The sequence below is a fragment of the Burkholderia sp. AU45274 genome, assembly GCF_030482505.1.
Classification (GTDB): domain Bacteria; phylum Pseudomonadota; class Gammaproteobacteria; order Burkholderiales; family Burkholderiaceae; genus Burkholderia.
The window spans coordinates 330,875-352,541 of the sequence record NZ_JAUJQE010000003.1 but is presented as its reverse complement, the minus strand read 5'-3'; the positions used below and the strand labels follow the sequence as shown (position 1 = coordinate 352,541).

Sequence of the window (21,667 nt, the reverse complement as noted above, 5' to 3'; positions counted from 1 at the left end):
GATCGCAGTTAGCGTATGATTGAAAAAGAGATAACGGATAGGAAATTACCCTTACTGGTTACGCCCGGCAACTGATAATTTTGCGAGTGGGTATGCTGAAAGCGAACCGGAAGACTATCTGCGTGATGAAGCGAGCCGACAATTAGATGACTTCACAAGATGTGCGCTTTACCATCTGCGCCGTTCGCGCGGAAGAAACCTATCCCCTCAGGGCCGCAATCTTGATGGCCGGAGATGAGGAAGGGAGTGCGCTACCCGGAGACCTCGCCCCGACGACAATGCACTTTGCTGTGCGTGATAACGACGGCATTGTGGCGGTGGCGTCGGTGTGTCAAGAAGGACAATCCGGTGTTTTGAACGCTGAAGCCTGGCGCCTTCGCGGCATGGCCGTCCATCCATCGGTGCGTGGTCTGGGATTCGGACGCCTTCTGGTCAATCTATCCATTCGCCATGTCCGCGAACAGCGTGGATTATTGCTCTGGTGTACGGCGCGAGAATCGGCATACCCATTTTATGAGATGCTCGGCTTTAATCGCGATCCGAAACCGGTTTCAATGCAGGGGCGCGACGACATGAGGTTCTATCTCATGCAGCGCCAGATCGGGAGCTGATTTTCGTTTGCTACTGACGTCAGACGACCAGATGGTGTCTGCGTGGTCTAGTCCAGCGTTTCTGCGCCAAGCCGTCTCCGATTGCGTGTGATGTCCGTGGATTTCTGCGATCAACTTGGAAACATCGGCGATCGAAGGTGACCTGGCGTATGTCGATGTCTTCAAACTGACGCACCGGAAACTGCCATGGCCTATCCGAGCACCCCGTTCATTCTGTCGGCAATCGATCCGGATCTTCTGTATCCGTGCCTCGAGATTCGATTCGAAACCGACGACCTGGATGCGCTGCGGCGGCTGGTCGACCCGGACGCACCCGAGGATGCGGACCTCGATGACTATTATCTTCTGTCGCCGGCACAGGTCGCGGCCGTATGCGACGCCTTTGCGATCGAGTTTGATCATGGTTCGCGCGATGCCGTTATCTCGAAGTATGTCGATATTGGTGTTCGTATCCCGTACCTTGTCCATACAGGTTACGAGCTGGCTTTGATGGTGCAAGGGCGCAAACCATTCGGGTTCATCGAATTCAACAGCGAATGGCGGCCGTCGGTCCTACTCAAGGCACGCTTCGACGAGTATGTGGCTCAAGGCGTCTTGCACTCGCACGAAATCATCGTTGATGCACCGGCACGACCAGGCCGTCCAGCGCGTCGAATTGGGCAAATCCTGTATACGCTCAAAGGCGAGGAGTGGCGCATCCCGGCTCTGGAATTTTTTCGTCAGAACATCAACTTGCACGGCGATGGCTGCGAGAACATGGAGCGCCTGGAAGGTGCGTTGCTCGGTTACGAGCGATGGCAAAACGACTGGTGGATCGACCATCTCGCGCGCAACGGTAGCAGTCTTTACGGCGCGTCCAGTATCGTCAAGATGGACCGGGCGCAATTCGACTGGCTCGTTCACGCAGGTTTCCGGGCGCTTCCGCCAGTCGATACACCGACATTCACCCTCTATTCGTCAAACTGGTTCGATGAAGATGCCATGAAAGCGGCAATACGGGACGACCCGACGATCGAAGCGTTCGTGCAATTCAACGGCGGACAGGCTCACATCCTGCGAGCGGCCGATTTCCGAACCGCAGGACCTCATGAGATTCCGGCAACTCTGATTCCGACGATAAACCAACATCTGTTGCGCGCGATAAGGGTCCTGATTCGTCGAAGTGATTGCGTCGAATCGTCCTCTTCGTAAAGACGAATCCGACCAGTTGTCGCAGTGGATGGGTGGCTGCGATCGGCCATTTTCAGTCACCCGACATGGTCGTGCCGTTCGTTGACAAGCGGTTTTTCAACGTTGGTCGCGCTTGTTGAAAGCAAGTCGGCGGTATCTGCTTCGGTCGGCGCTGTTGACCGCGATCGATGCGAGAATGACTCAGATCACAATTTGAACGGGAAAGACAGGAATGGGAGCAAGCGTGCATGCTCGCGCATCGGCGTTCAGCCGTCGTCGCGCAGCGCTCGGCGTCGCCATGGCGCTGACATGTTCGTGGTTCACTGCTGCGCAAGCGCGGAATTGCACACCTGATAGCGTGGCGCCCGAGTGCTTGCTGCAGCGTAGCCAAGAAGAATATCAGCAAGCAGACGACGAATTGAATCGCACGTACCAAAAGGTTTTGAAGTCGATGTCTCGGCCACGTGACGAGTACGTCGACTATCCGGCACTCAAGGTGAAATTTGTCCAGGCTCAGCGGCAATGGGTCCGTTTTCTCGACAACGAGTGTACCGCCTGGTATCTGATAAACGAGGCAGGCGCAGATCGTAATCTTGATCTACTGACTTGCGAAATCGACCGAACACGTGATCGTACGCGCGAATTAAACGCGTGGCTCAAGCAAGTGGGCCATGAGTAGCGCAGCGCTAGATAAAGACAGCATTGCCAGGTTGACGGATACTGGAGAGAGTCTGGTGCGCCCAGCAGAAAATGAAGCGCTGACCGCGACGATCTGAAAGCGATACAACCGCCGTCTTCGCCTCACATTGATCGGATAGGATCGTTAATTCGATGAGTTTTTTGCAAAATCAAGAACCGCTGCGCTCCGTATCAGCGGCCTCGACGCCATCTCGCGAGCGTTGGCGCCTCGATTCCCATGAAGCAACAGGAGAACCCGATGATCAAAGTCAGTGTCATGTACCCGTACGCCGCAGGCGCGCGATTCGATCATGCTTACTACCGCGACAAGCACATGCCAATGGTGAAGCAGCGGCTCGGTGCGGCATGTCTGTACTACACGGTGGACAAGGGCATCGCAGGCGGTGCTCCGGGCACTGATCCTGTCTACGTAGCCAAATGCGACTTCGTCTGCACTTCTATCGAAGCTTTCCAGGCGGCGCGCGACCCGCATGCGCAGGAGATCATGGCCGACATCGCCAATTACACGGATATACAGCCCGTGCTTCAAATCAGCGAGGTGGTTGTAGAGCGTTCCGAAGTCTGACCAAGGTTCGGATATTGCCACGCACCGCATCCGCTGATGGCGTACCCCGGCAACGGGGCGATGCTTATGCAGCCATTCTGCCGTTGTATCGAAGCCTGGGCCTTTCCAGGTCGCCTGTTGGCCCCCACGGCCCGCGCCTGCAAGCAGGAAGTTGACCGATCGCAGTAGGATAGGGCTCTGCCACGCGCAGATCACGAGCGTCGACAACGCGCCTTTGCCGACCGACGTCCACGGTTTTCCAATGAACGCGATACACCGCGATTCCTGCGGCTCGCCAACCGATTTGATCAATTGAAGGATGCAGACATGAGCACGATTTACGATATTCCTGTCAACGCCATCGACGGCGCGCAAACAACCCTGCGTTCCTACGAAGGCAAAGTGCTGCTGGTGGTGAACGTGGCGTCCAAATGCGGGCTGACGCCGCAATACGAAGGGCTTGAGGCGCTCTACGAAGGCAAGCGCGCGGAGGGTCTCGAAGTGCTGGCGTTCCCCGCCAACAACTTCAAGGGCCAGGAGCCGGGCACCGATGCGGAGATCCAGTCGTTCTGCACCGGCACCTTCGGCGTGACGTTTCCGTTGTTTTCGAAAATCTCCGTGATCGGCGACGACAAGCATCCGCTCTATCGCTCGCTCACCCTGGCGCAGCCGCAGGCGACCGGCGACGGCCCGTTCCGTGCGCGCCTCGAAGGCTACGGCATTCAACCGAACCCGGCGCCCGAAGTGCTGTGGAACTTCGAGAAGTTTCTCGTGAGCCGAACGGGTGAAGTGGTCGCGCGTTTCTCGCCCGATACGACCGCGGACGACCCGAAGCTGGTCGCCGCCATCGACGCGGAGCTGGCCAAGGCCGCGTAAGCCGGCGCGCGTGACGCGTGCCAGGATGGATTGCCTGACCTGCACCCGTGGTCGAGGGTGCCAGACCGGGGCAATCCAACACCATGTCCGCCGACGTGCCGCTCGCGCATTGAAAACGGAACGCGACGGGGTGCCTGCCTCGAATGGCGAACCGGAGAATGCGTCAGGCCGACAAGTCGTTCAACGGTCTGTTGACGCTACAAGACGTCGTTCAGGATTCCACGGGGTTCACATGTTCACGGCCAATCGTGCGCGACTCGCCTCATGCACGAGCGATAAAAGAATCGACGTGCGAGGCTGGATCGGCCGCCCGGTAGAGTTGTTGAAGGAGAGTAGGCGGGTTCACGGCCATAGCCGTTTATGGGCCATTGACCAGCAACTCAACCCTTGCCGAGATCCCCTGCCGCAGGCGCCTGCGCCCAGTCGAGCGCGAAGTCGGCAACCTCCTCCCAGCCTTTCTCGCCACAGGTGTAATGGCTGCGGCCGTCGAACAGCTTGTACGCCGAGATCGCACGCGAGCCCTTCGCATTCCTTTCGAAATTCTCGCGCTGTACGGCCGGCGGCAGGATGTTGTCGTTCCCACCGGCGATAAAGAGCAGCGGTGCGCGAGTGTCGTTCGCGAAGTTGTAGCGCGTCGGGGCATTCGGGTTGACGTTCGCGAACGCGCCTTGAAACAGGATCCGCCCCGACACGGGCACCGCGTAGCGGTCATAGACCTTCTTCGATTCCTCGAGGCTCAGGTTGTTCGTGAACGCATAGTGAAACTCGTGCTCGGTGATGGGCACCGCACGATGCAGGTTGGCCGGATTGCGCAGGACCGGGAACGCCGCCTTGATCTGGCTGAACGGTAGCGCCCATACACCCTTCACCGCGGCGCCGTCGATCGACACACCGGCCGAGCCGTAGCCCGCGTCGAGAAGAAGCTGGGCGAACGCGCCGCCGAACGAATGCCCCATGATGATCGGCTTGGTGTCGAGCGCGGCGATCGTTCGGGCCAGGTGATCGAAGATCTCGCGCACGCCGAGATTCACCAGCGGCGACGGGTCGCGGCGGAGCGCCTCGACGCCGGCCGTGCCCGGCTGGACACCCGGATATCCCGGCGTGATGACGCGCATGCCGCGCTGCTCGTAGCGCGTGACCCAATGTTCCCACGACAACGGCGTCATCCACAGGCCGTGAATCAGTACAACCGTATCGGTACGCGTTTCCGGATTCATATCCCTGCTCCTGTGATTGCTGGATGACGAACATCGCGCCCGTGAGACCTCGTATTTCCGGATCCGTCCGCCCCATGCTTGCCAGCAACGAAACAAGGGGTACTACGCGATTGCCGAATGCCACGCACCTTGAGAATAGTCTTTGACACCGGCGTCGTTCAGCGTGAATGATGTGTCCATCATAAAGACCATCCGAGTACGCGACATGGCCAAAAAGCCGGAATTCTTTGCTCAAACGCCGACGGCGCTGGACGATGACGCAGATCCGTTCGCCTTCAAGCGGGATGCCTTTTCCGACGTGCTGGAGCTGATCCGCATCCGCGGCAACACGGTCTTCACGTGCGCGGCATCGGCGCCTTTCGGATTGCGCTTTCCTGCCGGCAAGTATCGTCTGCACATCATCCGCAGCGGCAGCGTGGCGATCGAAGTGGACGGGATCGACGAGCGCTATCACGCGTCGCAGGGAGACCTGGTCATGCTGATGCATGGCCACGGCCATGTCATCTCCGACCGGCCGGGCCGCTCCGCGCGTCTCGTCACGGATCTCGCGCCACAGTACTACGATCGCGAGCGCCTGACGATCGGGAGCGGCGACACTACCTGGCTGTGCGGCGACTTCGGATTCGACGGCGTGCTGTCGCAACGGTTGCTGTCCGTGCTGCCGCCGGTGCTGGTGCTGAAAGGGTTGCGGGAACGGCCGTTCGAGTGGCTGGAGCTGAGCTGTCATTTCATCCTCGACGAGGCGTTGAGTCCGCGCGCGGGCGCCGCCGCGATGATCTCCCGATTGCTGGACGTCATCTTCGTCCAGTTGCTGCGCACCTGGGCGACGGAGGGCTCGGCGGGGCACGGGTGGCTGTCCGGCGCGATCGACAGCCGGATCAACCCGGCGATGTCGGCCATTCATGCGGATCCCGGGCGGGCGTGGAGCGTGAGTGATCTTGCCGAGTTGTCGAATCTGTCGCGGTCGGCTTTTGCAGACCGGTTCCAGCGTGTCGTGGGGCAGGCGCCGCTGAGCTACCTCACGACCTGGCGCCTCGACCGGGCGGCGGAGTTGTTGCGGTACAGCCGCGCGCCGATTTCGGATATTGCCGGGCGGGTTGGGTATACGTCGGAAGCGGCGTTCAGTCGCGCGTTTCGAGGACGGTACGAGATGTCGCCGATGCAGTGGCGGAAGGTGAATGCGGAGTAGGGGGGGCCTCATTGCTATCCGGGCCCGGCAGATGTCGGCGGTTAGACATACGGACAATCGATCACGACGTAAACGACGTATTTCCCTCATTTCAGGCTGAATGGCGCTATTTGAGGGTTCCTTATAAAATACGACTTTTCGGGATTTCCAGTTAACGACTTCGTCATGCATCGAATCGGATTCTTCGTTTGCCGTGGCTACGATGCGCTCGATCTGGGCGGGCCACTGTCGGCCTTCAACCAGGTCGCCACGGCGGCGGGCCACGCGCCCTATGAGCTCCACGTCATCTCGCAGTCCGGCGGCCCGGTTCCCGGCAATACGGGCCTGTCGGTCGACACGAAGCCGATCGGAAGGCGCACGTTCGACACCGTCATCTTCGTGGGCGGTGACATCGATCCGATGCAGACGCCGGAGAACATCGCCGCCGCCAAAAAACTGGGCGCCAGGGCTGCGCGGGTCGCAAGCGTGTGTACGGGGGCGTTTCTGCTTGCGGAAACCGGCTTGCTGGACGGCGTGAGCGTGACGACGCACTGGCGATACGCGGCCCAATTGCAGTCGCGCTTCCCGCGCGCCAGGGTCGAGGGCGACAGTATTTATATCGAGGCGGGCCGCATCTGGACGTCGGCGGGCATCGCGTCCGGCATCGACCTGGCGCTCGGCTTGATTGAAAAAGATATGGGCGCGGAGGTTGCGCGCGCTGTCTCCCGGCTTTTGGTGGTTCCGTATCGTCGGCCGGGCGGTCAGTCCCAATTCTCGGCGATGTCGCAGATGGAGCCGGAATCGGATCGCATCCGCATCGCGCTGAATTTTGCGCGGGAACACTTGGCGGAAGCGTTGCCCGTCGAGCGGCTCGCCGAGGCCGCAAGTTTGAGTTTGCGGCAGTTCGGGCGCGCATTTCGCCGGGAAACCGGAGAAACACCGGCGAAGGCGGTCGAGCGCTTGCGTGTCGAAGCGGCGCGGCTGCGCCTGCAGGGCGGCAGCGAACCGATCGAGCAGATCGCGCTGGCTGTCGGGTTCACCGACCCGGAACGGATGCGGCGGGCCTTCATCAAACTGCATGGGCACCCGCCGCAAGCGATTCGACGCGAGAGCCGATCGAACGGCGCGCGCTGATCGACCATCGTCTGCCGGCCGATCCGCGCGCTGCCTGGCCGAGGTCCCTCTCGCGGACTAGCGGCGCGTTGGGTAGATCGCCATGCGTTTCACCAGACGCTCAATGGCCATCCGCCGTCAGCGGGCCGTCATCGTTCCACATGTCGCGATGCAACTTCCACGCGCCGTCCTCTTTCAGAAAGACGAGCGTCTGCTTGCCGCGGAATTTGAGTTGTCCGTCGTGGTCGCGGACCTCCACATCCGACACCTCTGTCACGACCCGGTCGTTACCGTAGAACTCGTCATTGCTGAACGATACGGTGGCGGGCTTTGATCCGGCATACCCCTTGGTGAAGTACCCGATGATCGCGTTGCGTCCCGTGATCTTGTTGCCTCCGGGCGGCAAGAGCGTGCCGTCGCGGGTGTAGAGGCGGCCGATCGCCTCGTAATCCCCTCGCGCAAAGGCATCCGCCCAGCGCGCATTCTCGGCCTTGATGGCCGCTTCGGGCGGACGTGGCGAACCAGCGGCAGTCGCGGGCGCGGCAAACGCAAAAAAGGTGAAGCAGGCTGCAAGAGCAGCGGTGAAAACACGGGTCTGTTGCATCGAGTGATTTTCGTGCATGGTTTGAATGGAAAGGACTGCGAAAGTGGAGGATGAAGCAGGCAATGTCGGTCGCGGTGTTCATCGCAGTCTGTCGATGGGTTGGCTCACATTGCCTGCAAGCGATTCAACGAACGCCCGGGACGCGTGCGAGCCCCCTGGATGCACCGGGCAGTTTCTTGTCGACCATCGCGATGACTTCCGGCCGTGCATCTCTCGGATGGCCGGAGTGGAACGGCGGCGCGGGATCATATTCGATCACGAGCTGAGTGAGTTCGGCGGCCTGTTGACCGCGCAGCTTCGCCGCCACGCGAAGGGCGAAGTCGATGCCCGCCGTCACGCCGCCGCCGCTCATGAACCGGCCGTTGTCGTCTTCGACGAAGCGATCGGGCACGGGAATGGCGCCGTATTCGGCCAGCTTGTTGACGAAGGCCCAATGGCAGGCGCTTCGCTTGCCGTTGAGAATTCCCGTTGCGGCTAGCACGAGCGATCCGTTGCAGACGGACGTCACATGCTGGGCACTTTCTGCCAGGCGCCGGATCTGCGCTTGATAGGCGGGGCGCATCGGCGCCGACAGGTCGGACCCGCCGGGGACCAGCAGCACGTCCGTCTTGTCGATATCGGCCAGCCGCTCGGTCTTGCCGTACACGACGCCGAATTCGAGCGTGACGTTGCCGCCATCGAGGCTCGCGTAGCGAACGTTCGTATTCGGTAGCCGATGGAAGACTTCGCTGGGGCCGGCGAAGTCGAGCAGCGTGCCGCCGTCGTAATTGACGATCAGGATATCGAGCGGGTCGTTCGGGGCAAGTGCGCCGTCGCCGCCGGTCTGGGCAAGCACAGGGGCGGCGTGTCCAAGCAGGGCGCCGCCACCGAGGACGGCGCCTAGCGTCGCGATGCTGCCGAACTTGAGCACATCCCGGCGCGAACGACCGGCTTGGGTGAGCGGCGGTCCGGAAGCATTGTTTTCGCTACTGTCGGTCAAGATCAATTCTCCTTGCGGGTCGGCCCTGCTGCGAGCGTTACGAGGCTGGGCCGGATGAAATAGCCGCCGTGACTCAAAGCGTGGCGAACGTGAGGTCGGATAGGTGGATGAGCCGCGATGACATGCCGGGCTCCGGAACCGTGCGTGCGCCGCAGGTCAAAGCTGCGAGGCGCCGCCGTCGACGACCAGTTCGGTGCCGACGACGTACGCGGATTCGTCGCTGGCGAGATAGAGCGCGGCGTTGGCGATGTCCTCGGCCGTACCCATGCGACCCACCGGAATGGTGTCGGCGAACTCGGCCTTGCGGTCGCGAACCCATTCGTCCGGCATGCCCCACTTGGTCAGCAGCGGCGTGTCGATCGCGCCGGGCGCGATCGCGTTGAAGCGGATTTTCCGGTCGAGAAACTCGTAGGACCAACTGCGGGCAAGCGATCGCACGGCGGCCTTCGCGGCTGCCGTCAACGAGATGCCATGCTTGCCGGTCTGCGCGACGAACGAGGTGTTGAGAATGACGGACGAGCCCGCTCGCAATTGCGGCAGCACCGCTTGAAGCGTGAACACCACGCCTTTGACGTTGATGTCCATGATCTCGTCGTAAAGCGCATCGTCGATATCGTCGACTGCCGACGGGAACGCCCAGCCGGCGTTCGCGAATACGATATCCAGGCCGCCGAACTGTTCGCCGACTTCGGCGGCAATCGCCCGCATGTCGTTGATCGAACGGACGTCGCCCTTGAGAACGAGCGCATGCTCGCCGAGTTCGGCCCTCACGCGCTCGATCACCGCCTCGTCGCGACCCGTCACCGCGACGCGGGCGCCTTCCGCAATGAACCGCTTCGCGGTGGCAAGACCGATGCCACTGGTCCCACCGGTGATTAACGCCGACTTGTCTTTAAGCCTCATCTTCTGCTCCTTTCTACGTCGTGATTGATCGGGCCGAAAGCGCAAGACGCGATGGCGTTTGTGCTTTTCGCTGCTCGATCTTCCACGTGCAGTATGGAACGCGAAGCGGATGGCGCAAAGGTCGTATAACCCTCAAAAAACGACACCTGGATCAAACGAGTGACTCAAGCATGTCGGCGTGAGGTGGCGGCATCGCACATCGGTACACGTGTGGCTTCAGCCTTCGTTCTCGTAAAGCAACCCATACCCGTCGCTCGTCCGCTTGATACGTGCGAACCCGAGTTCCCCCAGATGCATGCCGGCGATCAGAAGGCCGTCCGCGCTGACCTGATCGAGAATGCGTGACCGTGTAGCAGCTGCCAGCGACGCATCGTGATCGAACGCAATCGAGACGTCCGGCCGCTGAATCTGGATATGCGGGAAATGCACCACATCCCCCCACACAAGCAGGCCTTGATCGCGGGATTCGAGAACATATCCGGTGTGTCCATCGGTGTGTCCCGGCAACGGCAGCGCGCTGATGCCGGGGAGCACGTGTCCGTCTTCGAACAGGCGAAGCCGGTCGTCATAGGCATCGAACACCTGACGCGCCTTCGCAAAGTTGCCGCGAGCCCGCTCACTGGCGCGACTGAGATTTCCGTCGTCCTGCCAGAACCTGACCTCTCGCTGATGCACGACCAGTTCCGCATGTGGAAACGCGGCCTGTCCCGCACCATTCACCAGCCCACCGACGTGATCGGGATGCGCATGGGTAAGCAGGATGGTGTCGATCGCGGCGGGTTCTATGCCGGCAAGTATCAGGTTCGTTTTGAGCTGGCCACCCCATTGCTTGAACCCGCCAGCCCCACCGTCGATGAGAACGGTGCGGCCCGCTCCGCGTACGACATAGCAATTGATATGGACGGCCGTCGGCTCTTTCTGTCCGGCATCACGCTGCATTTTTGATGCGTCATCCGAAGCGATATTCGACAGGAAGTCGAGACTGGCAGTGAGATATCCATCGCTGATGGCGGTGATCATGAAATCCCCGACTTGCTGAACAGGAAAGGTAAGGGTGGACATCGTGTTGCTCCGAATCGGCTAGTTGCGAGCGTGAATGCTCGACGCGGTATATCCAAAGCACCGAATGCGCGCGGTGAGGCCGGTGCGGCGAACGATCGCCTGATCCAGCGCGTCCATGAACCGGTTCATGACCTCCGGCGTGCGACGCGTGCCGACGCGATACCGGATGTCGGCGAAGACGGGATGTCCATGCCCGTGCCGAACCGCCAGGAAAATGACATGGACGTTCTTGAGTTCAGCCTCAAGCACCTGCGTGCAGAGTTCGACGCAATCGCGCGACAGCTCGGCAAGGCTTTCATCAGCCGGCATCCGCGTCGCATCGATCGAGAAAGTGACGTTCGGCATCGCGGTCTACTCCTGTGCAATCGAAAGGGCGCGTGTGCTTGTCAACTGCTCCGTCATCGGCGCGTAAAGGTGAATGCCTTCCGGGAGCGCCTCGACAAGCTGCGCGCTGTTCCGTGGCACGACGGCGAGCCAACGGCGTGCCGGACACTTCTCGAGCGCAACGGCCTGCATGGCCAGCGGTTGGAGGCCCAATTGAATCAGCGAATCAGGGCCGCCGGCGCTTACTGCGAGATGTTCACCGTCCTTTACCGCCGGCGCGAAGCCGATATCGCTGTAGAGATTCCGGTGCCAGTCGGTGATGTGTCGTTGCCACTTCGCGAAATTGCCGCCGCCTTTGCGGCGATACTCGTCGCCGGTCAGGACATCGAGGCCGTCGATCGTGTGGATCGCCAGATAAACCGGGCAACCGCCGGTGATCGCCTTGAACCGCTGCGACGTGTGAAACCCCGTGACCGAGATCAGCGCGGGCAGCTTTTCAAGGCTGTAGAAGTCGTTCCATTCGGCTTCGCTGTCGAGGTCGGCGAAGCTGCATTCCACGGTGTAGATCATGGGATTGTCCTTTGGGCAGGATGCACGTCCATCTGGGAACGTGTGATGTTCAGTGCGGTAACGTAATGCTAAGCTCGTGATTCCGCGCCATAAAACGAAATAAAGTCAGCCTTCAGTGACATTTGCTCAAGCTGACGGTGAACACACTCCGACCAACGAGACGTCCATGTCCCGCAAGATCCCAAGCAATTCCGCGCTCCAGGCGTTTGAAGCCGCGGCCCGACACGGCAGCTTTGCCCGAGCCGCCGAAGAGCTGGCGCGGACCGAGGGTGCCGTCAGTCGCCAGATCGGCCGGCTGGAGGCGTTCCTGGGCGTCACGCTGTTCGAGCGGATCGGCAATCGGGTGCGGCTGGCGCCGAACGGTGCGCGATACGCGGTGCAGGTTCGCGAGATTCTGGATCGGCTCGAACGGGACAGCCTGTACCTGATGGGGCAGCCGATCGAAGGCGCGAGCCTCGATATCGCCGCCATCCCAACCTTCGCGACGCGCTGGCTGATCCCGCGGCTGAAACATTTTCAGGATCGGCATCCGAACATCACAGTGCATATCGCCGAGCGGATGGAGCCGTTCCTGCTGGCCGGGAGCGGTTTCGACGTGGCGATTCATTTCGAGCATCCGGCATGGGCGGGGATGCATCTGCATCCGCTGCTGGAGGAAGTGCTGGTGCCCGTCTGCAGTCCGGCGCTGCTCGCTGGCGCCGGGGCGAAGCCGTCGCTGGACGCACTGCCGCGTCTTCATCGGCGACAGAATCCCGACGCGTGGCAAGCCTATGCGCAGGCGGCCGGCATCGTGCTGACCAATTCCGCGGTGGGCGCGCGCTACGACCTCCATTCGATGCTGATCGAAGCGGCGCTGGCCGGCCTGGGTGTCGCGCTGGTGCCGCGCCTGTACATCGACGCGGAGCTCGAGCAGGGGCGGCTGGTTGCGCCTTGGCCGGAGGGCAAGACGGTGACGAAAAACTTCTGCCTCGTCCTGCCCGATCCGATCGAGCTGGCCGACGGGCCGTTGCGGGCTTTCGCGACATGGATGCTGGATGAAGCGCGGGGATTGGCGCCGGGCGGCAGCGGCTGACGCGCATCGTCCAACCGTTACGCTTGCGACGGCGGCGTCGCCAGGCTGATGCGCCGTGCTCGGGTACACTCGTGATCCCGTCACGCACGCGGCACCAGCATGGACAGTCAGCTTTGGATCATCTGCGGGCTTACCTTCGTCATCCATGTGATCGCGACGCTGGCTTATGCCGTGCGGATCGCCGGCGTGCGCACGCGACGCATCGCGTTGTCGTTTTCGTTGTTCGGGATCATCGCGCTCGTGTCGCGAACGGCCAATTCCTTTCAGGGGCCGTTCATCGCGAAACGCGTTGAAATGGATATCGCGCACCGGATGGGGAGCGGGTTGCTGGCCGACTTCCGGTGGTTCCTGCTGTCCGCCACCGTGGCGACCGTCGTCGGGTCGTTCCTGATCCCGACGTTCCAGCGTTATTTCAGTCGCGCCGTCGAACACTTCCAGGTGAACCGCTCGATTCCCCGCTTGCTGCTGGATGCGTGCAGTCGCGCCGGGATCAACTATCTGCGCGTCGGCGCACGACTGCCTTCCAGCCAGAACGTCACGCAACTGACCGCGAACACCGGTGTGTCATGGGGCGTCATTGCGCTGAACGTCGCCGCGATGGCGATCTGGACGGTCGGCGTGTTCGCGTCGCTCTATGCGGGCTACCTGAAGCCCGACCTGAGAGTGACGTGCGCGAACCTGTCGTCCGTCATCAACGGTTTCGCGACCGTCGTGCTGGCGGTCGTCATCGACCCGCAGGTTTCGGTCATGACCGACGACGTCATCGAAGGGCGGATCTCGGAGAACAGCTTTCGGCGGGCCATCACGACACTCGCGGGCGCGCGCGTGCTCGGCACGTTGTGTGCGCAAGCGGTGCTCGTGCCGGCCGCGCTCGTCATCGTGCGCGTCGCCGAGCTGATCTAGCGTTGCACCCGGACAACCGGCAATCTCTCCCGCGGACCATCGCCATGAAACCCGTCGCTGTCGTATTGCACGGCCCGACCAGTGCAGGGAAGAGCAGTCTGGCACGCGCGCTCCAACAGTGTTCGGACGTGCCGATGTTTCACGTATCGCTCGACGCGTTCGTCGAAATGTCGCGCCGGCGTGACATGCGATCGGAAGAAGAACTGAATCAGGCGCTGAGGCTTCACCACCTCAACCTGCAGTCGACGCTCGCGCGGATTGCGGCCAGCCATTTCGAGATCGTGCTGGACCTCGTGCTTCGGGATCAGTGCGCGCTCGACGCATGCATTGCTGCGCTGTCGCCGCGTCAGACCTTCGTCATCGGTGTGACGTGCCCGCTGGACATCCTCGAACAGCGCGAACGCGCGAGAGTGGATCGAGGCGAAGGCATGGCGCGATCGCAGTTCGGGCATCCGGCATATTCACGGCCCTACTCGCTGCGCATCGACACATCGACCTGCACGCCGGAGGAAGGCGCGCGCCGCATTCGTGCCCACGTCGATGCGCTGCGTGAATGATCGTCACCGGATGGGGGGCAACAGTCAGTCAGCATTCTCCATTAAACTCGCCGGCACTGAAGTGCGTCGGCCACACGGATTATGTCGTTGGCGCGCGACAAATGGCATTGTTCCGGTAGGCAAGGGCATTCTCGATGAAACCGATTCCGGTGCTCGTGTGCCGATCACCGATTATTCACGTTTCAAACGGATTCACGTGCTGGCGGCCCGTGCCGCGCGGTTCTGGCCGGTGAGTGCGAGGGTGCCAGCCCCGTCGTGTCCAGACAGGGGATTCATGGATTGAATGCGCGCCGATTCAAAAGATAAATTTTGGAAAGACTCTGGCACGGGATATGCTTGACGGGTTTTATCCGATCGGAACCTGCGCCGGATATTCGTCAGCATAATCCGGCAAGAGCATGAACCGGTTTGCCCTGACAAGACCATCGATTAGAGGATCGATCGTTTGTGAAATCTGCGCGGGAGTGCCAAGCTGCGCGCGGAGCAAAGTCGTACACGGATTGAGTTGGGTGACGTGAAACGCAGGCCGTAATTCCTCGCGACGGCCACTACTGACAGTTCAGGATATGACATTACTGATTGGGGTCCCTCTGGAGACGGCCCACGAGGAGCGGCGCGTAGCGACCGTTCCCGACGTGGTCGAAAAGCTGATCAAGCTCGGGTTCTCGGTGGCCGTGCAAAGCGGTGCCGGCACCGGCGCGAACTTCAGTGATGACGACTACCGCACGGCCGGCGCCGAAGTCGTGCCGACGGCCGCCGATCTATGGGGCCGCAGCGACATCGTCCTCAAGGTGCGCCCGCCGAGCAGCGACGAAGTCGCGCTGATGCGCGAGGGCGGCACGCTGATCGGCTTCGTCTGGCCGGCCCAGAACCCTGAACTGATGCAGCAGCTGGCCGCGAAGCGGGCCACGGTGCTGGCGATCGATTCGCTGCCGCGCACGCTGTCGCGCGCGCAGAAGATGGATGCCCTCACGTCGATGGCCGGCGTGAGCGGCTACCGCGCCGTCATCGAGGCGGCTCATGCGTTCGGCCGCTACTTCAACGGGCAGATCACGGCCGCGGGCAAGGTGCCGCCGGCCAAGGTGTTCATCGCCGGCGCGGGCGTCGCCGGCCTCGCGGCGATCGGCACGGCCGCGGGCCTCGGCGCGATCGTGCGCGCCAACGACACGCGCGCGGAAGTGGCCGACCAGGTCAAGTCGCTCGGCGGTGAGTTCGTCAAGGTCGACTACGAGGAGGAAGGCTCGGGCGGCGGCGGCTACGCGAAGGTGATGAGCGAAGGCTTCCAGCAGGCGCAGCGCGCGATGTACGCGCAGCAGGCCAAGGAGGCGGACATCATCATCACCACCGCGCTGATCCCCGGCAAGCCGGCGCCGAAGCTCATCACGGCCGAGATGGTGCAGTCGATGAAGCCGGGCAGCGTGATCGTCGACATGGCCGGCGAGCAAGGCGGCAACTGCGAACTGACGGTGCCGGGCGAAGCCGTGGTGCGTCATGGCGTGACCATCGTCGGCTACACGGATCTCGCGTCGCGCCTGGCACGACAGTCGTCGACGCTGTATGCAACCAACCTGCTGCGCGTGGTCGAGGAGCTGTGCAAGGGCAAGGACGGCACGATCAACGTCGACTTCAACGACGACGCGATCCGTGGCCTCACGGTCGTCAAGGAAGGCAACGTCACGTGGCCGCCGCCGCCGATCCAGCAGCCGGCCGCCGCACCGAAGCCCGCAACACCGCCGGTCGCGGCAACCGCGTCCAAGGGGCACGGCCACGGCAGCGGCGCGCCGATGTCGGCGAAGTCGCTCGCCATCACGTTCGCCGTCGGCGCACTGGCGTTCCTGCTGGTCGGCAAGTTCGCGCCGGCCACGTTCCTCGCGCACTTCACGGTGTTCGTGCTGGCCTGCTTCGTCGGCTACATGGTGATCTGGAACGTCACGCCGTCGCTGCATACGCCGCTGATGAGCGTCACCAATGCGATCTCGTCGATCATCGCGATCGGCGCGCTGGTGCAGGTCGCGCCGCCGTTGGGCGACACGGCGGCGGGGGGCCGTCCGTCCGGGCTGATCCTGGGCCTCGCGGTGGGCGCGCTGACGCTCACGGCCGTCAACATGTTCGGCGGCTTCGCGGTGACGCGTCGCATGCTGGCGATGTTCCGCAAGTAAGGAGACGATAACAATGACTTCCAATCTGACTACCGTCTCCTATATCGGCGCGGCCATCCTCTTCATCCTCAGCCTCGGCGGGCTGGCCAATCCCGAGACCGCACGGCGCGGCAACCTGCTCGGCATGATCGGCATGCTGATCGCCGTGCTCGCCACGGTACTCGGCCCGCGCGTGTCGGTTGAGGGCGTTCCGTATATCGTGGCTGCGCTGGTCGTCGGCGGCGCGGTGGGGCTCTACGCCGCGAAGAAGGTGCAGATGACGCAGATGCCCGAACTGGTGGCGCTGATGCACAGCCTGGTCGGCCTGGCGGCGTGCCTGGTGGGCTTCGCGAGCTACATCGATACGTCGGTGCAGTTCACGGGTGCCGAGCACGCGATCCACGAAGTGGAAATTTACGTCGGCATCCTGATCGGTGCGGTGACCTTCGCCGGCTCGGTCATTGCATTCGGCAAGCTCTCCGGCAAGATCGGCGGCAAGCCGCTGCTGCTGCCGGCCCGGCACTGGCTCAACCTGGCCGCGCTGGTGGTGGTGGTCGTGTTCGGCCGTGCGTTCCTGCATGCGGAGACGGTCCAGGACGGCATGACGCCGCTCATCGTGATGACGGTGGTGTCGCTGCTGTTCGGCGTGCACATGGTGATGGCGATCGGCGGCGCGGACATGCCCGTCGTGGTGTCGATGCTCAACAGCTACTCGGGCTGGGCGGCGGCCGCCACCGGCTTCATGCTCGGCAACGACCTGCTAATCGTGATCGGCGCGCTGGTGGGCTCGTCGGGTGCGATCCTGTCGTACATCATGTGCCGCGCGATGAACCGCAACTTCATCAGCGTGATTGCCGGCGGCTTCGGCACCGGCAGCGGTGCGCCCGCGGCGGCCGGCGGCAGTGCGCAGCCGGCCGGCGAAGTGGTGGCGGTGAGTGCGCTGGAGACGGCCGAGCTGCTGCGCGATGCGAAGAGCGTGATCATCGTGCCCGGGTACGGGATGGCCGTGGCGCAAGCCCAGCACACCGTGCATGAACTCACGAAGGTGCTGCGCGAGAAGGGCGTCGACGTGCGTTTCGCGATCCATCCGGTGGCCGGCCGCATGCCGGGGCACATGAACGTGCTGCTCGCCGAGGCGAAGGTGCCGTACGACATCGTGATGGAGATGGACGAGATCAACGCCGACTTCCCCGAAGCCGACGTGTCGATGGTGATCGGCGCGAACGACATCGTGAACCCGGCGGCGCAGGAAGATCCGGGCAGCCCGATCGCCGGCATGCCGGTGCTCGAGGTGTGGAAGGCCAAGACCTCGATCGTGATGAAGCGCAGCATGGCGTCCGGCTATGCGGGCGTCGACAATCCGCTGTTCTACAAGGACAACAACCGGATGCTGTTCGGCGACGCGAAGAAGATGCTGGACGAGGTGTTCGGGGCGTTGAAGGCCTGACGGCGCCCATGGCCGGGCGCGTGCGCGGGGCGAACGATAACCGGCTCGGGTGTCGGACAGTCGGTTGATCGAAGCCCGGTGCGGCGGCCGTGCGTATCGCGAAGGTCACGGAAGTGCGAGGCGGGAGGGGCCGTTTCGCACTTCCTTGCGGCAAAAGACGGCGATCGATTGTCGCTGCGTCGTTCTCCCTCCAACCATCAGCCGCCCCCGATCCTTCCCCGCGACTGCGCCGGCGACGATGCCGTCTATCCAGCGAATCCAAGCTCCGCAAAAGTGGTGACCCTTGCGTCACAGGCGCTCGTCAGCGCCGGATCGTAAGTCGAAAAAAAGACCGCACGGTCTGTAGCCAGTGTCTTGAACAGATCGATCAGCACCGCACGCGACGCGGCATCGAGCCCGCTGTCCGGATCGTCGGCGATCACGACGGCGGGCGCGCCGAGCGTCGTGGCCGTCAGGAACAGTTTCTTGCGCGTGCCGAACGACATCTGCTCGAAGCGCTTCTCAAGATGCGGGCCGAGCCCGAATCGATCGGCCAGCTCGAGCGTGCGGGCGTCGACGACGGTCTTCCTGCCGGCCGCCACGAGATCGAGAAACTCGCGGCCCGTCTGGAGCGGATACGCCAGGCAATCGTCAGGTACGTACGCCAGCGCGGATTTCGCATCGTGCGGCGCGGTGCGCAGCGAATGGCCGCCGATCCACACCTCGCCCTCGTCCGCGTCGAGCGTGCCGGCGAGAATGGCGAGCAACGTCGATTTGCCACTGCCGGTTTCGTCGCACAGCGCCACGCATCCGGCGCCGGATGCGTAGTGGAGTCCCTTGAAGATGACGCGCTTGTCGTAGCGCTTGCCGAGATTGTCGAAGCGGAGCATGGATCGATAGTCAAACGAAAATTCGCCAGGTGAGCGCGACCCACATCATGGTCAGCGGCAGGCCTGGCAACACGGATTGTCGGGACGCGTAGCGTGGCGGCAGATAGTGTAATGCGGCAAGCGACGCGCCCGGGCAGACGACGGTGCGCCGAAAGTCGCGGCACGCGCGCATGCAGCTCGAGTATGCTGGATGAAGGCCGGCCGGATCGGCGATCAGGACGGCAAAACTGCAAACAATCACCGCGATCGTATCGCAACCACTGGCCGCACCGGGCCGACTTCAACTCGGAAACAGGGACTCGACATGGCAGAACTGGACAACGCGCTGTACGAACGGATCGGCGCGCTGAGCGACGCGGGCGATGCGTTGATGGAAGACGGCGACTACGAAGGCGCGCTCGAGAAATTCTGGGCGGGATTCGACCTGCTTCCCGAACCCAAGACCAACTGGGAAGCCGGCACGTGGTTGATGGCCGCCATCGGCGACGTGAATTTCCATCAAGAGAACTACGCGGCCGGACGCGACAATCTCGCCCAGTCGATGCATTTCCCCAACGCGATCGGCAACCCGTTCCTGCACCTGAGGCTCGGTCAGTGCCAGTTCGAGCTGGGCGATCTCGATCGCGCGGCCGACGAACTGATGCGCGCCTATGCGAGCGGCGGGCCGGAACTGTTCGAGGACGAGGACGGCAAGTACCTGCGATTCCTGGCGACGCGGGCAGATGGCATCGAGACGCCCTGACGCGCGTGGTTCGTGCCGGCCGGCGTCGCGAGCAGGCTTCGACGCCCGCGCCGGGATGCCGGGCTTTTCTCCGCATGAGCACAACTTGCCAATGAACCTGACCTTTCCCCTCGCCACCCGATCCGACGCCGAGACGCTGGTCGCCATCCGCATCGCCGCGATGCGTGACAGCCTCGAACGCATCGGTCGCTTCGATCCCCAGCGTGCGCGCGACCGGTTTCTCGCGTCGTTCGATCCGGCGCGATGTCGCTTGATCGAAGTCGACGGCGTGAGCGCGGGCTTTTTCGTGATCCGGCCGCAGGAGGATCACTGGCTGCTCGACCATCTGTACATCGTGCCCGAGCATCAGGGAAAAGGGATCGGCGCGGCGGTGCTGCGCAAGATCTTTGCCGACGCCGATTCGCAGCGGGTGCCCGTTCGCGTCGGCGCGTTGCGCGGCAGCGATTCGAACCGTTTCTATGCCCGGCACGGCTTCGTGCAGGCCGACGAAGCGGAGTGGGACATCTATTACGTGCGCGCACCGGGTTCGGCGACGGTGTAGATCGCGTTCGCGGTGTGATTCGGGAGAGCGCGTCAGCGTTTTCCCGGATACGGAATGCGCGGCGCATGCCGATGATGCAGAGAGAATACAAATACATGATCCGAGGCCAATCATGACGACATCTGCAACAAACGGACCGAATGCGGTATCGCCTGAAACGACCGGGGCGGCAGCGACATCCGACGATGCGGGTGGCGTACCGACGATCCTGCTGGTCGACGACGAGCCGAGCGTGCTGTCGGCGCTCAGGCGCGTGTTCCGTCCTGCCGGCTACGCGATCCTGACCGCGGAAAGCGGCGAGGCGGCCCTCGAGATCCTGGCGTCGACCGAAGTCGACCTGATCGTGTCCGACATGCGGATGCCGGGCATGAGCGGCGCGGAGTTCCTGGCTCGCGCACGGGCGCTCTACCCGGACACGATGCGCATCCTGCTGACCGGCTATGCGGAGATCGCGTCGGTCGTGCAGGCCGTCAACGACGGCGGCGTCTATCGCTACCTGAACAAGCCGTGGGACGACCACGACCTGCTGCTGACCATCGAACACGCACTGGAGCAGCGGCATTTGCGGCGCGAAGCGGCGCGGCTGGCCGCGCTGACGGAAGCGCAGAACGAAGCGCTGCGCCTTTTCAACACGGAACTCGAAACGCAGGTGCGCGCACGCACGGAGGAACTCGGCCAGACCGTGATGTTCCTCGAAGCCGCGCAACGCGACCTGAAAAGCAGCTTCACCGCGATGGTCCAGGTCTGCGCGAGCATGATCGAGATACGCTGCGGGTCGGCCAGCGGTCACGCGATGCGGGTCGGCGAGATCGCACGGCGGCTCGCGCTGGCGTCCGGGATGAGCGAGCTGCATGCGCAGGACGTCTATTTCGCGGGGCTGCTGCACGGCATCGGCAAGTTGTCGCTGCCGGACGAATTGCTGCGCAAGCCGCTCGCGAAGATGACGGCGGAAGAGCACGGCCTGTTCCTGCAGCATCCGCTGCGCGCGCAGATGGTGCTGACACCGGTCGCGCAACTGCACAAGGTCGCGTCGATCGTGCTGCACCAGTACGAGCGCTTCAACGGACGCGGCACGCCGGACGGCCTGGCGGGCGACACGATCCCGCTCGGCTCGCGAATCCTGGCGATCGCGCGCGACTTCGAAGGGCTGCGCAATGGCGACATCGGCGCGCCGCATTCGGTCGAGCAGGCGCTCGACGCGTTGCGCTCGCAGGCCGGCGTGCGTTACGACCCGCGAATCGTCGACGGCCTGACCGAACTGATGCGGGACCCGGCGAGCCTAGGCATCGCGGCGTCCGTCGCGGAGGTCAAGTCCGCGCAGCTGCGCGAGGGGATGCAGCTCGCCGACGATCTGCGCACGCATCGCGGCGTGCTGCTGATGACCAAGGGCAGCGTGATGTCGGCGCACCAGATCGAGCTCGTGCGCCGCTTCGAGACGCGCGAGGGCACGTCGTTCGACATCCTCGTGCTGGCCGGCCAGACTGCGGCGAAGCCGGCGCAGAGCGCGCCGAATGCAGGCGCGGCGCCGGCCTGAGCCCGGCCGCGCGACCTGATGGCC

The 21,667-nt window shown here is 63.0% G+C and carries 23 protein-coding genes; 15 read left to right on the top strand and 8 right to left on the bottom strand.

Annotated features, from left to right (window positions below):
* The first annotated feature begins 146 nt into the window (after positions 1-146).
* The 5 genes from QZM35_RS14410 (at position 147) to QZM35_RS14390 (ending at position 3,900) form a co-directional block, all read left to right on the top strand.
* Positions 147-611: a GNAT family N-acetyltransferase gene (locus QZM35_RS14410; protein WP_301776203.1), complete on the top strand. Its 465-nt coding sequence runs from the start codon at positions 147-149 to the stop codon at positions 609-611.
* Between the two features lie 186 nt (positions 612-797).
* Complete coding sequence (locus QZM35_RS14405) at positions 798-1,802, top strand: hypothetical protein (protein WP_301776202.1); 1,005 nt, start codon at positions 798-800, stop codon at positions 1,800-1,802.
* 211 nt (positions 1,803-2,013) lie between these two features.
* On the top strand, positions 2,014-2,460 hold the full coding sequence (locus QZM35_RS14400; RefSeq protein WP_089429765.1) for a lysozyme inhibitor LprI family protein: 447 nt from the start codon (positions 2,014-2,016) through the stop codon (positions 2,458-2,460).
* Between the two features lie 258 nt (positions 2,461-2,718).
* Positions 2,719-3,045 (top strand): EthD family reductase, encoded by a 327-nt coding sequence (locus tag QZM35_RS14395; RefSeq protein ID WP_089430128.1) that lies wholly within the window; start codon positions 2,719-2,721, stop codon positions 3,043-3,045.
* Between the two features lie 306 nt (positions 3,046-3,351).
* Complete coding sequence (locus QZM35_RS14390; protein WP_301776201.1) at positions 3,352-3,900, top strand: glutathione peroxidase; 549 nt, start codon at positions 3,352-3,354, stop codon at positions 3,898-3,900.
* 380 nt (positions 3,901-4,280) lie between these two features.
* Here QZM35_RS14390 and QZM35_RS14385 read toward each other — a convergent pair whose 3' ends face one another.
* Entirely contained in the window at positions 4,281-5,117 is an 837-nt protein-coding gene (locus tag QZM35_RS14385; protein WP_301776200.1) for an alpha/beta hydrolase, read from the bottom strand.
* 205 nt (positions 5,118-5,322) lie between these two features.
* Here QZM35_RS14385 and QZM35_RS14380 point away from each other — a divergent pair, with 205 nt between their 5' ends.
* A complete protein-coding gene (locus tag QZM35_RS14380; protein WP_089433765.1) occupies positions 5,323-6,306 on the top strand; it encodes an AraC family transcriptional regulator in 984 nt (327 codons plus the stop codon).
* A gap of 165 nt (positions 6,307-6,471) precedes the next feature.
* On the top strand, positions 6,472-7,419 hold the full coding sequence (locus tag QZM35_RS14375; RefSeq protein WP_089433764.1) for a GlxA family transcriptional regulator: 948 nt from the start codon (positions 6,472-6,474) through the stop codon (positions 7,417-7,419).
* A gap of 100 nt (positions 7,420-7,519) precedes the next feature.
* Here QZM35_RS14375 and QZM35_RS14370 read toward each other — a convergent pair whose 3' ends face one another.
* The 6 genes from QZM35_RS14370 to QZM35_RS14345 all read right to left on the bottom strand — a co-directional run bounded on the left by QZM35_RS14370 (position 7,520) and on the right by QZM35_RS14345 (position 11,840).
* Positions 7,520-8,002: an SgcJ/EcaC family oxidoreductase gene (locus QZM35_RS14370; protein ID WP_089429761.1), complete on the bottom strand. Its 483-nt coding sequence runs from the start codon at positions 8,000-8,002 to the stop codon at positions 7,520-7,522.
* A 124-nt stretch (positions 8,003-8,126) separates the two neighbouring features.
* The gene (locus QZM35_RS14365; RefSeq protein ID WP_301776199.1) at positions 8,127-8,981 is read right to left on the bottom strand and encodes a DJ-1/PfpI family protein; all 855 of its coding nucleotides are present in this window, start codon (positions 8,979-8,981) and stop codon (positions 8,127-8,129) included.
* Positions 8,982-9,137: 156 nt separating this feature from the next.
* Positions 9,138-9,884, bottom strand: coding sequence for a glucose 1-dehydrogenase (locus QZM35_RS14360; protein WP_089429759.1), 747 nt, complete (start codon positions 9,882-9,884; stop codon positions 9,138-9,140).
* Between the two features lie 216 nt (positions 9,885-10,100).
* A complete protein-coding gene (locus QZM35_RS14355) occupies positions 10,101-10,946 on the bottom strand; it encodes an MBL fold metallo-hydrolase (RefSeq protein ID WP_089429758.1) in 846 nt (281 codons plus the stop codon).
* A gap of 18 nt (positions 10,947-10,964) precedes the next feature.
* Positions 10,965-11,291, bottom strand: coding sequence for a hypothetical protein (locus QZM35_RS14350; protein WP_174970537.1), 327 nt, complete (start codon positions 11,289-11,291; stop codon positions 10,965-10,967).
* Between the two features lie 6 nt (positions 11,292-11,297).
* A complete protein-coding gene (locus QZM35_RS14345; RefSeq protein WP_089433759.1) occupies positions 11,298-11,840 on the bottom strand; it encodes a sugar ABC transporter in 543 nt (180 codons plus the stop codon).
* A gap of 166 nt (positions 11,841-12,006) precedes the next feature.
* Between QZM35_RS14345 and QZM35_RS14340 the strand changes: the two genes are divergently transcribed.
* The 5 genes from QZM35_RS14340 to pntB all read left to right on the top strand — a co-directional run bounded on the left by QZM35_RS14340 (position 12,007) and on the right by pntB (position 17,957).
* On the top strand, positions 12,007-12,912 hold the full coding sequence (locus QZM35_RS14340) for a LysR substrate-binding domain-containing protein (RefSeq protein ID WP_301776198.1): 906 nt from the start codon (positions 12,007-12,009) through the stop codon (positions 12,910-12,912).
* A gap of 99 nt (positions 12,913-13,011) precedes the next feature.
* Positions 13,012-13,815, top strand: a complete 804-nt coding sequence (locus QZM35_RS14335; RefSeq protein ID WP_089429754.1) for a lipid II flippase Amj family protein — start codon at positions 13,012-13,014, stop codon at positions 13,813-13,815.
* 44 nt (positions 13,816-13,859) lie between these two features.
* Positions 13,860-14,372, top strand: a complete 513-nt coding sequence (locus QZM35_RS14330; protein WP_174970545.1) for a chloramphenicol phosphotransferase CPT family protein — start codon at positions 13,860-13,862, stop codon at positions 14,370-14,372.
* A 566-nt stretch (positions 14,373-14,938) separates the two neighbouring features.
* The gene (locus tag QZM35_RS14325; RefSeq protein ID WP_301776197.1) at positions 14,939-16,531 is read left to right on the top strand and encodes a Re/Si-specific NAD(P)(+) transhydrogenase subunit alpha; all 1,593 of its coding nucleotides are present in this window, start codon (positions 14,939-14,941) and stop codon (positions 16,529-16,531) included.
* 13 nt (positions 16,532-16,544) lie between these two features.
* The gene (gene pntB / locus QZM35_RS14320; RefSeq protein WP_089429751.1) at positions 16,545-17,957 is read left to right on the top strand and encodes a Re/Si-specific NAD(P)(+) transhydrogenase subunit beta; all 1,413 of its coding nucleotides are present in this window, start codon (positions 16,545-16,547) and stop codon (positions 17,955-17,957) included.
* Between the two features lie 245 nt (positions 17,958-18,202).
* Here the strand turns inward: pntB and QZM35_RS14315 are convergent, their stop codons facing one another.
* Positions 18,203-18,826, bottom strand: coding sequence for an ABC transporter ATP-binding protein (locus QZM35_RS14315; protein WP_301776196.1), 624 nt, complete (start codon positions 18,824-18,826; stop codon positions 18,203-18,205).
* 190 nt (positions 18,827-19,016) lie between these two features.
* Between QZM35_RS14315 and QZM35_RS14310 the strand changes: the two genes are divergently transcribed.
* From QZM35_RS14310 to QZM35_RS14300, 3 genes are all read left to right on the top strand, one after another.
* Complete coding sequence (locus tag QZM35_RS14310; RefSeq protein ID WP_301776195.1) at positions 19,017-19,568, top strand: tol-pal system YbgF family protein; 552 nt, start codon at positions 19,017-19,019, stop codon at positions 19,566-19,568.
* Between the two features lie 91 nt (positions 19,569-19,659).
* Positions 19,660-20,109, top strand: a complete 450-nt coding sequence (locus tag QZM35_RS14305) for a GNAT family N-acetyltransferase (protein ID WP_174970551.1) — start codon at positions 19,660-19,662, stop codon at positions 20,107-20,109.
* Between the two features lie 112 nt (positions 20,110-20,221).
* On the top strand, positions 20,222-21,643 hold the full coding sequence (locus QZM35_RS14300) for an HD domain-containing phosphohydrolase (RefSeq protein ID WP_301776194.1): 1,422 nt from the start codon (positions 20,222-20,224) through the stop codon (positions 21,641-21,643).
* Positions 21,644-21,667 lie beyond the last annotated feature (24 nt).

Bases quoted from the DNA above. Each gene is read 5' to 3' on its own strand.
- QZM35_RS14360 (WP_089429759.1), bottom strand. From the start codon at position 9,884: ATGAGGCTTAAAGACAAGTCGGCGTTAATCACCGGTGGGACCAGTGGC.
- QZM35_RS14375 (WP_089433764.1), top strand. From the start codon at position 6,472: ATGCATCGAATCGGATTCTTCGTTTGCCGTGGCTACGATGCGCTCGAT.
- QZM35_RS14305 (WP_174970551.1), top strand. From the start codon at position 19,660: ATGAACCTGACCTTTCCCCTCGCCACCCGATCCGACGCCGAGACGCTG.
- QZM35_RS14340 (WP_301776198.1), top strand. From the start codon at position 12,007: ATGTCCCGCAAGATCCCAAGCAATTCCGCGCTCCAGGCGTTTGAAGCC.
- QZM35_RS14335 (WP_089429754.1), top strand. From the start codon at position 13,012: ATGGACAGTCAGCTTTGGATCATCTGCGGGCTTACCTTCGTCATCCAT.
- QZM35_RS14300 (WP_301776194.1), top strand. From the start codon at position 20,222: ATGACGACATCTGCAACAAACGGACCGAATGCGGTATCGCCTGAAACG.
- QZM35_RS14410 (WP_301776203.1), top strand. From the start codon at position 147: ATGACTTCACAAGATGTGCGCTTTACCATCTGCGCCGTTCGCGCGGAA.
- QZM35_RS14330 (WP_174970545.1), top strand. From the start codon at position 13,860: ATGAAACCCGTCGCTGTCGTATTGCACGGCCCGACCAGTGCAGGGAAG.
- QZM35_RS14395 (WP_089430128.1), top strand. From the start codon at position 2,719: ATGATCAAAGTCAGTGTCATGTACCCGTACGCCGCAGGCGCGCGATTC.
- pntB (WP_089429751.1), top strand. From the start codon at position 16,545: ATGACTTCCAATCTGACTACCGTCTCCTATATCGGCGCGGCCATCCTC.
- QZM35_RS14315 (WP_301776196.1), bottom strand. From the start codon at position 18,826: ATGCTCCGCTTCGACAATCTCGGCAAGCGCTACGACAAGCGCGTCATC.
- QZM35_RS14310 (WP_301776195.1), top strand. From the start codon at position 19,017: ATGAAGGCCGGCCGGATCGGCGATCAGGACGGCAAAACTGCAAACAAT.
- QZM35_RS14385 (WP_301776200.1), bottom strand. From the start codon at position 5,117: ATGAATCCGGAAACGCGTACCGATACGGTTGTACTGATTCACGGCCTG.
- QZM35_RS14345 (WP_089433759.1), bottom strand. From the start codon at position 11,840: ATGATCTACACCGTGGAATGCAGCTTCGCCGACCTCGACAGCGAAGCC.
- QZM35_RS14380 (WP_089433765.1), top strand. From the start codon at position 5,323: ATGGCCAAAAAGCCGGAATTCTTTGCTCAAACGCCGACGGCGCTGGAC.
- QZM35_RS14370 (WP_089429761.1), bottom strand. From the start codon at position 8,002: ATGCAACAGACCCGTGTTTTCACCGCTGCTCTTGCAGCCTGCTTCACC.
- QZM35_RS14325 (WP_301776197.1), top strand. From the start codon at position 14,939: ATGACATTACTGATTGGGGTCCCTCTGGAGACGGCCCACGAGGAGCGG.
- QZM35_RS14355 (WP_089429758.1), bottom strand. From the start codon at position 10,946: ATGTCCACCCTTACCTTTCCTGTTCAGCAAGTCGGGGATTTCATGATC.
- QZM35_RS14350 (WP_174970537.1), bottom strand. From the start codon at position 11,291: ATGCCGAACGTCACTTTCTCGATCGATGCGACGCGGATGCCGGCTGAT.
- QZM35_RS14390 (WP_301776201.1), top strand. From the start codon at position 3,352: ATGAGCACGATTTACGATATTCCTGTCAACGCCATCGACGGCGCGCAA.
- QZM35_RS14405 (WP_301776202.1), top strand. From the start codon at position 798: ATGGCCTATCCGAGCACCCCGTTCATTCTGTCGGCAATCGATCCGGAT.
- QZM35_RS14400 (WP_089429765.1), top strand. From the start codon at position 2,014: ATGGGAGCAAGCGTGCATGCTCGCGCATCGGCGTTCAGCCGTCGTCGC.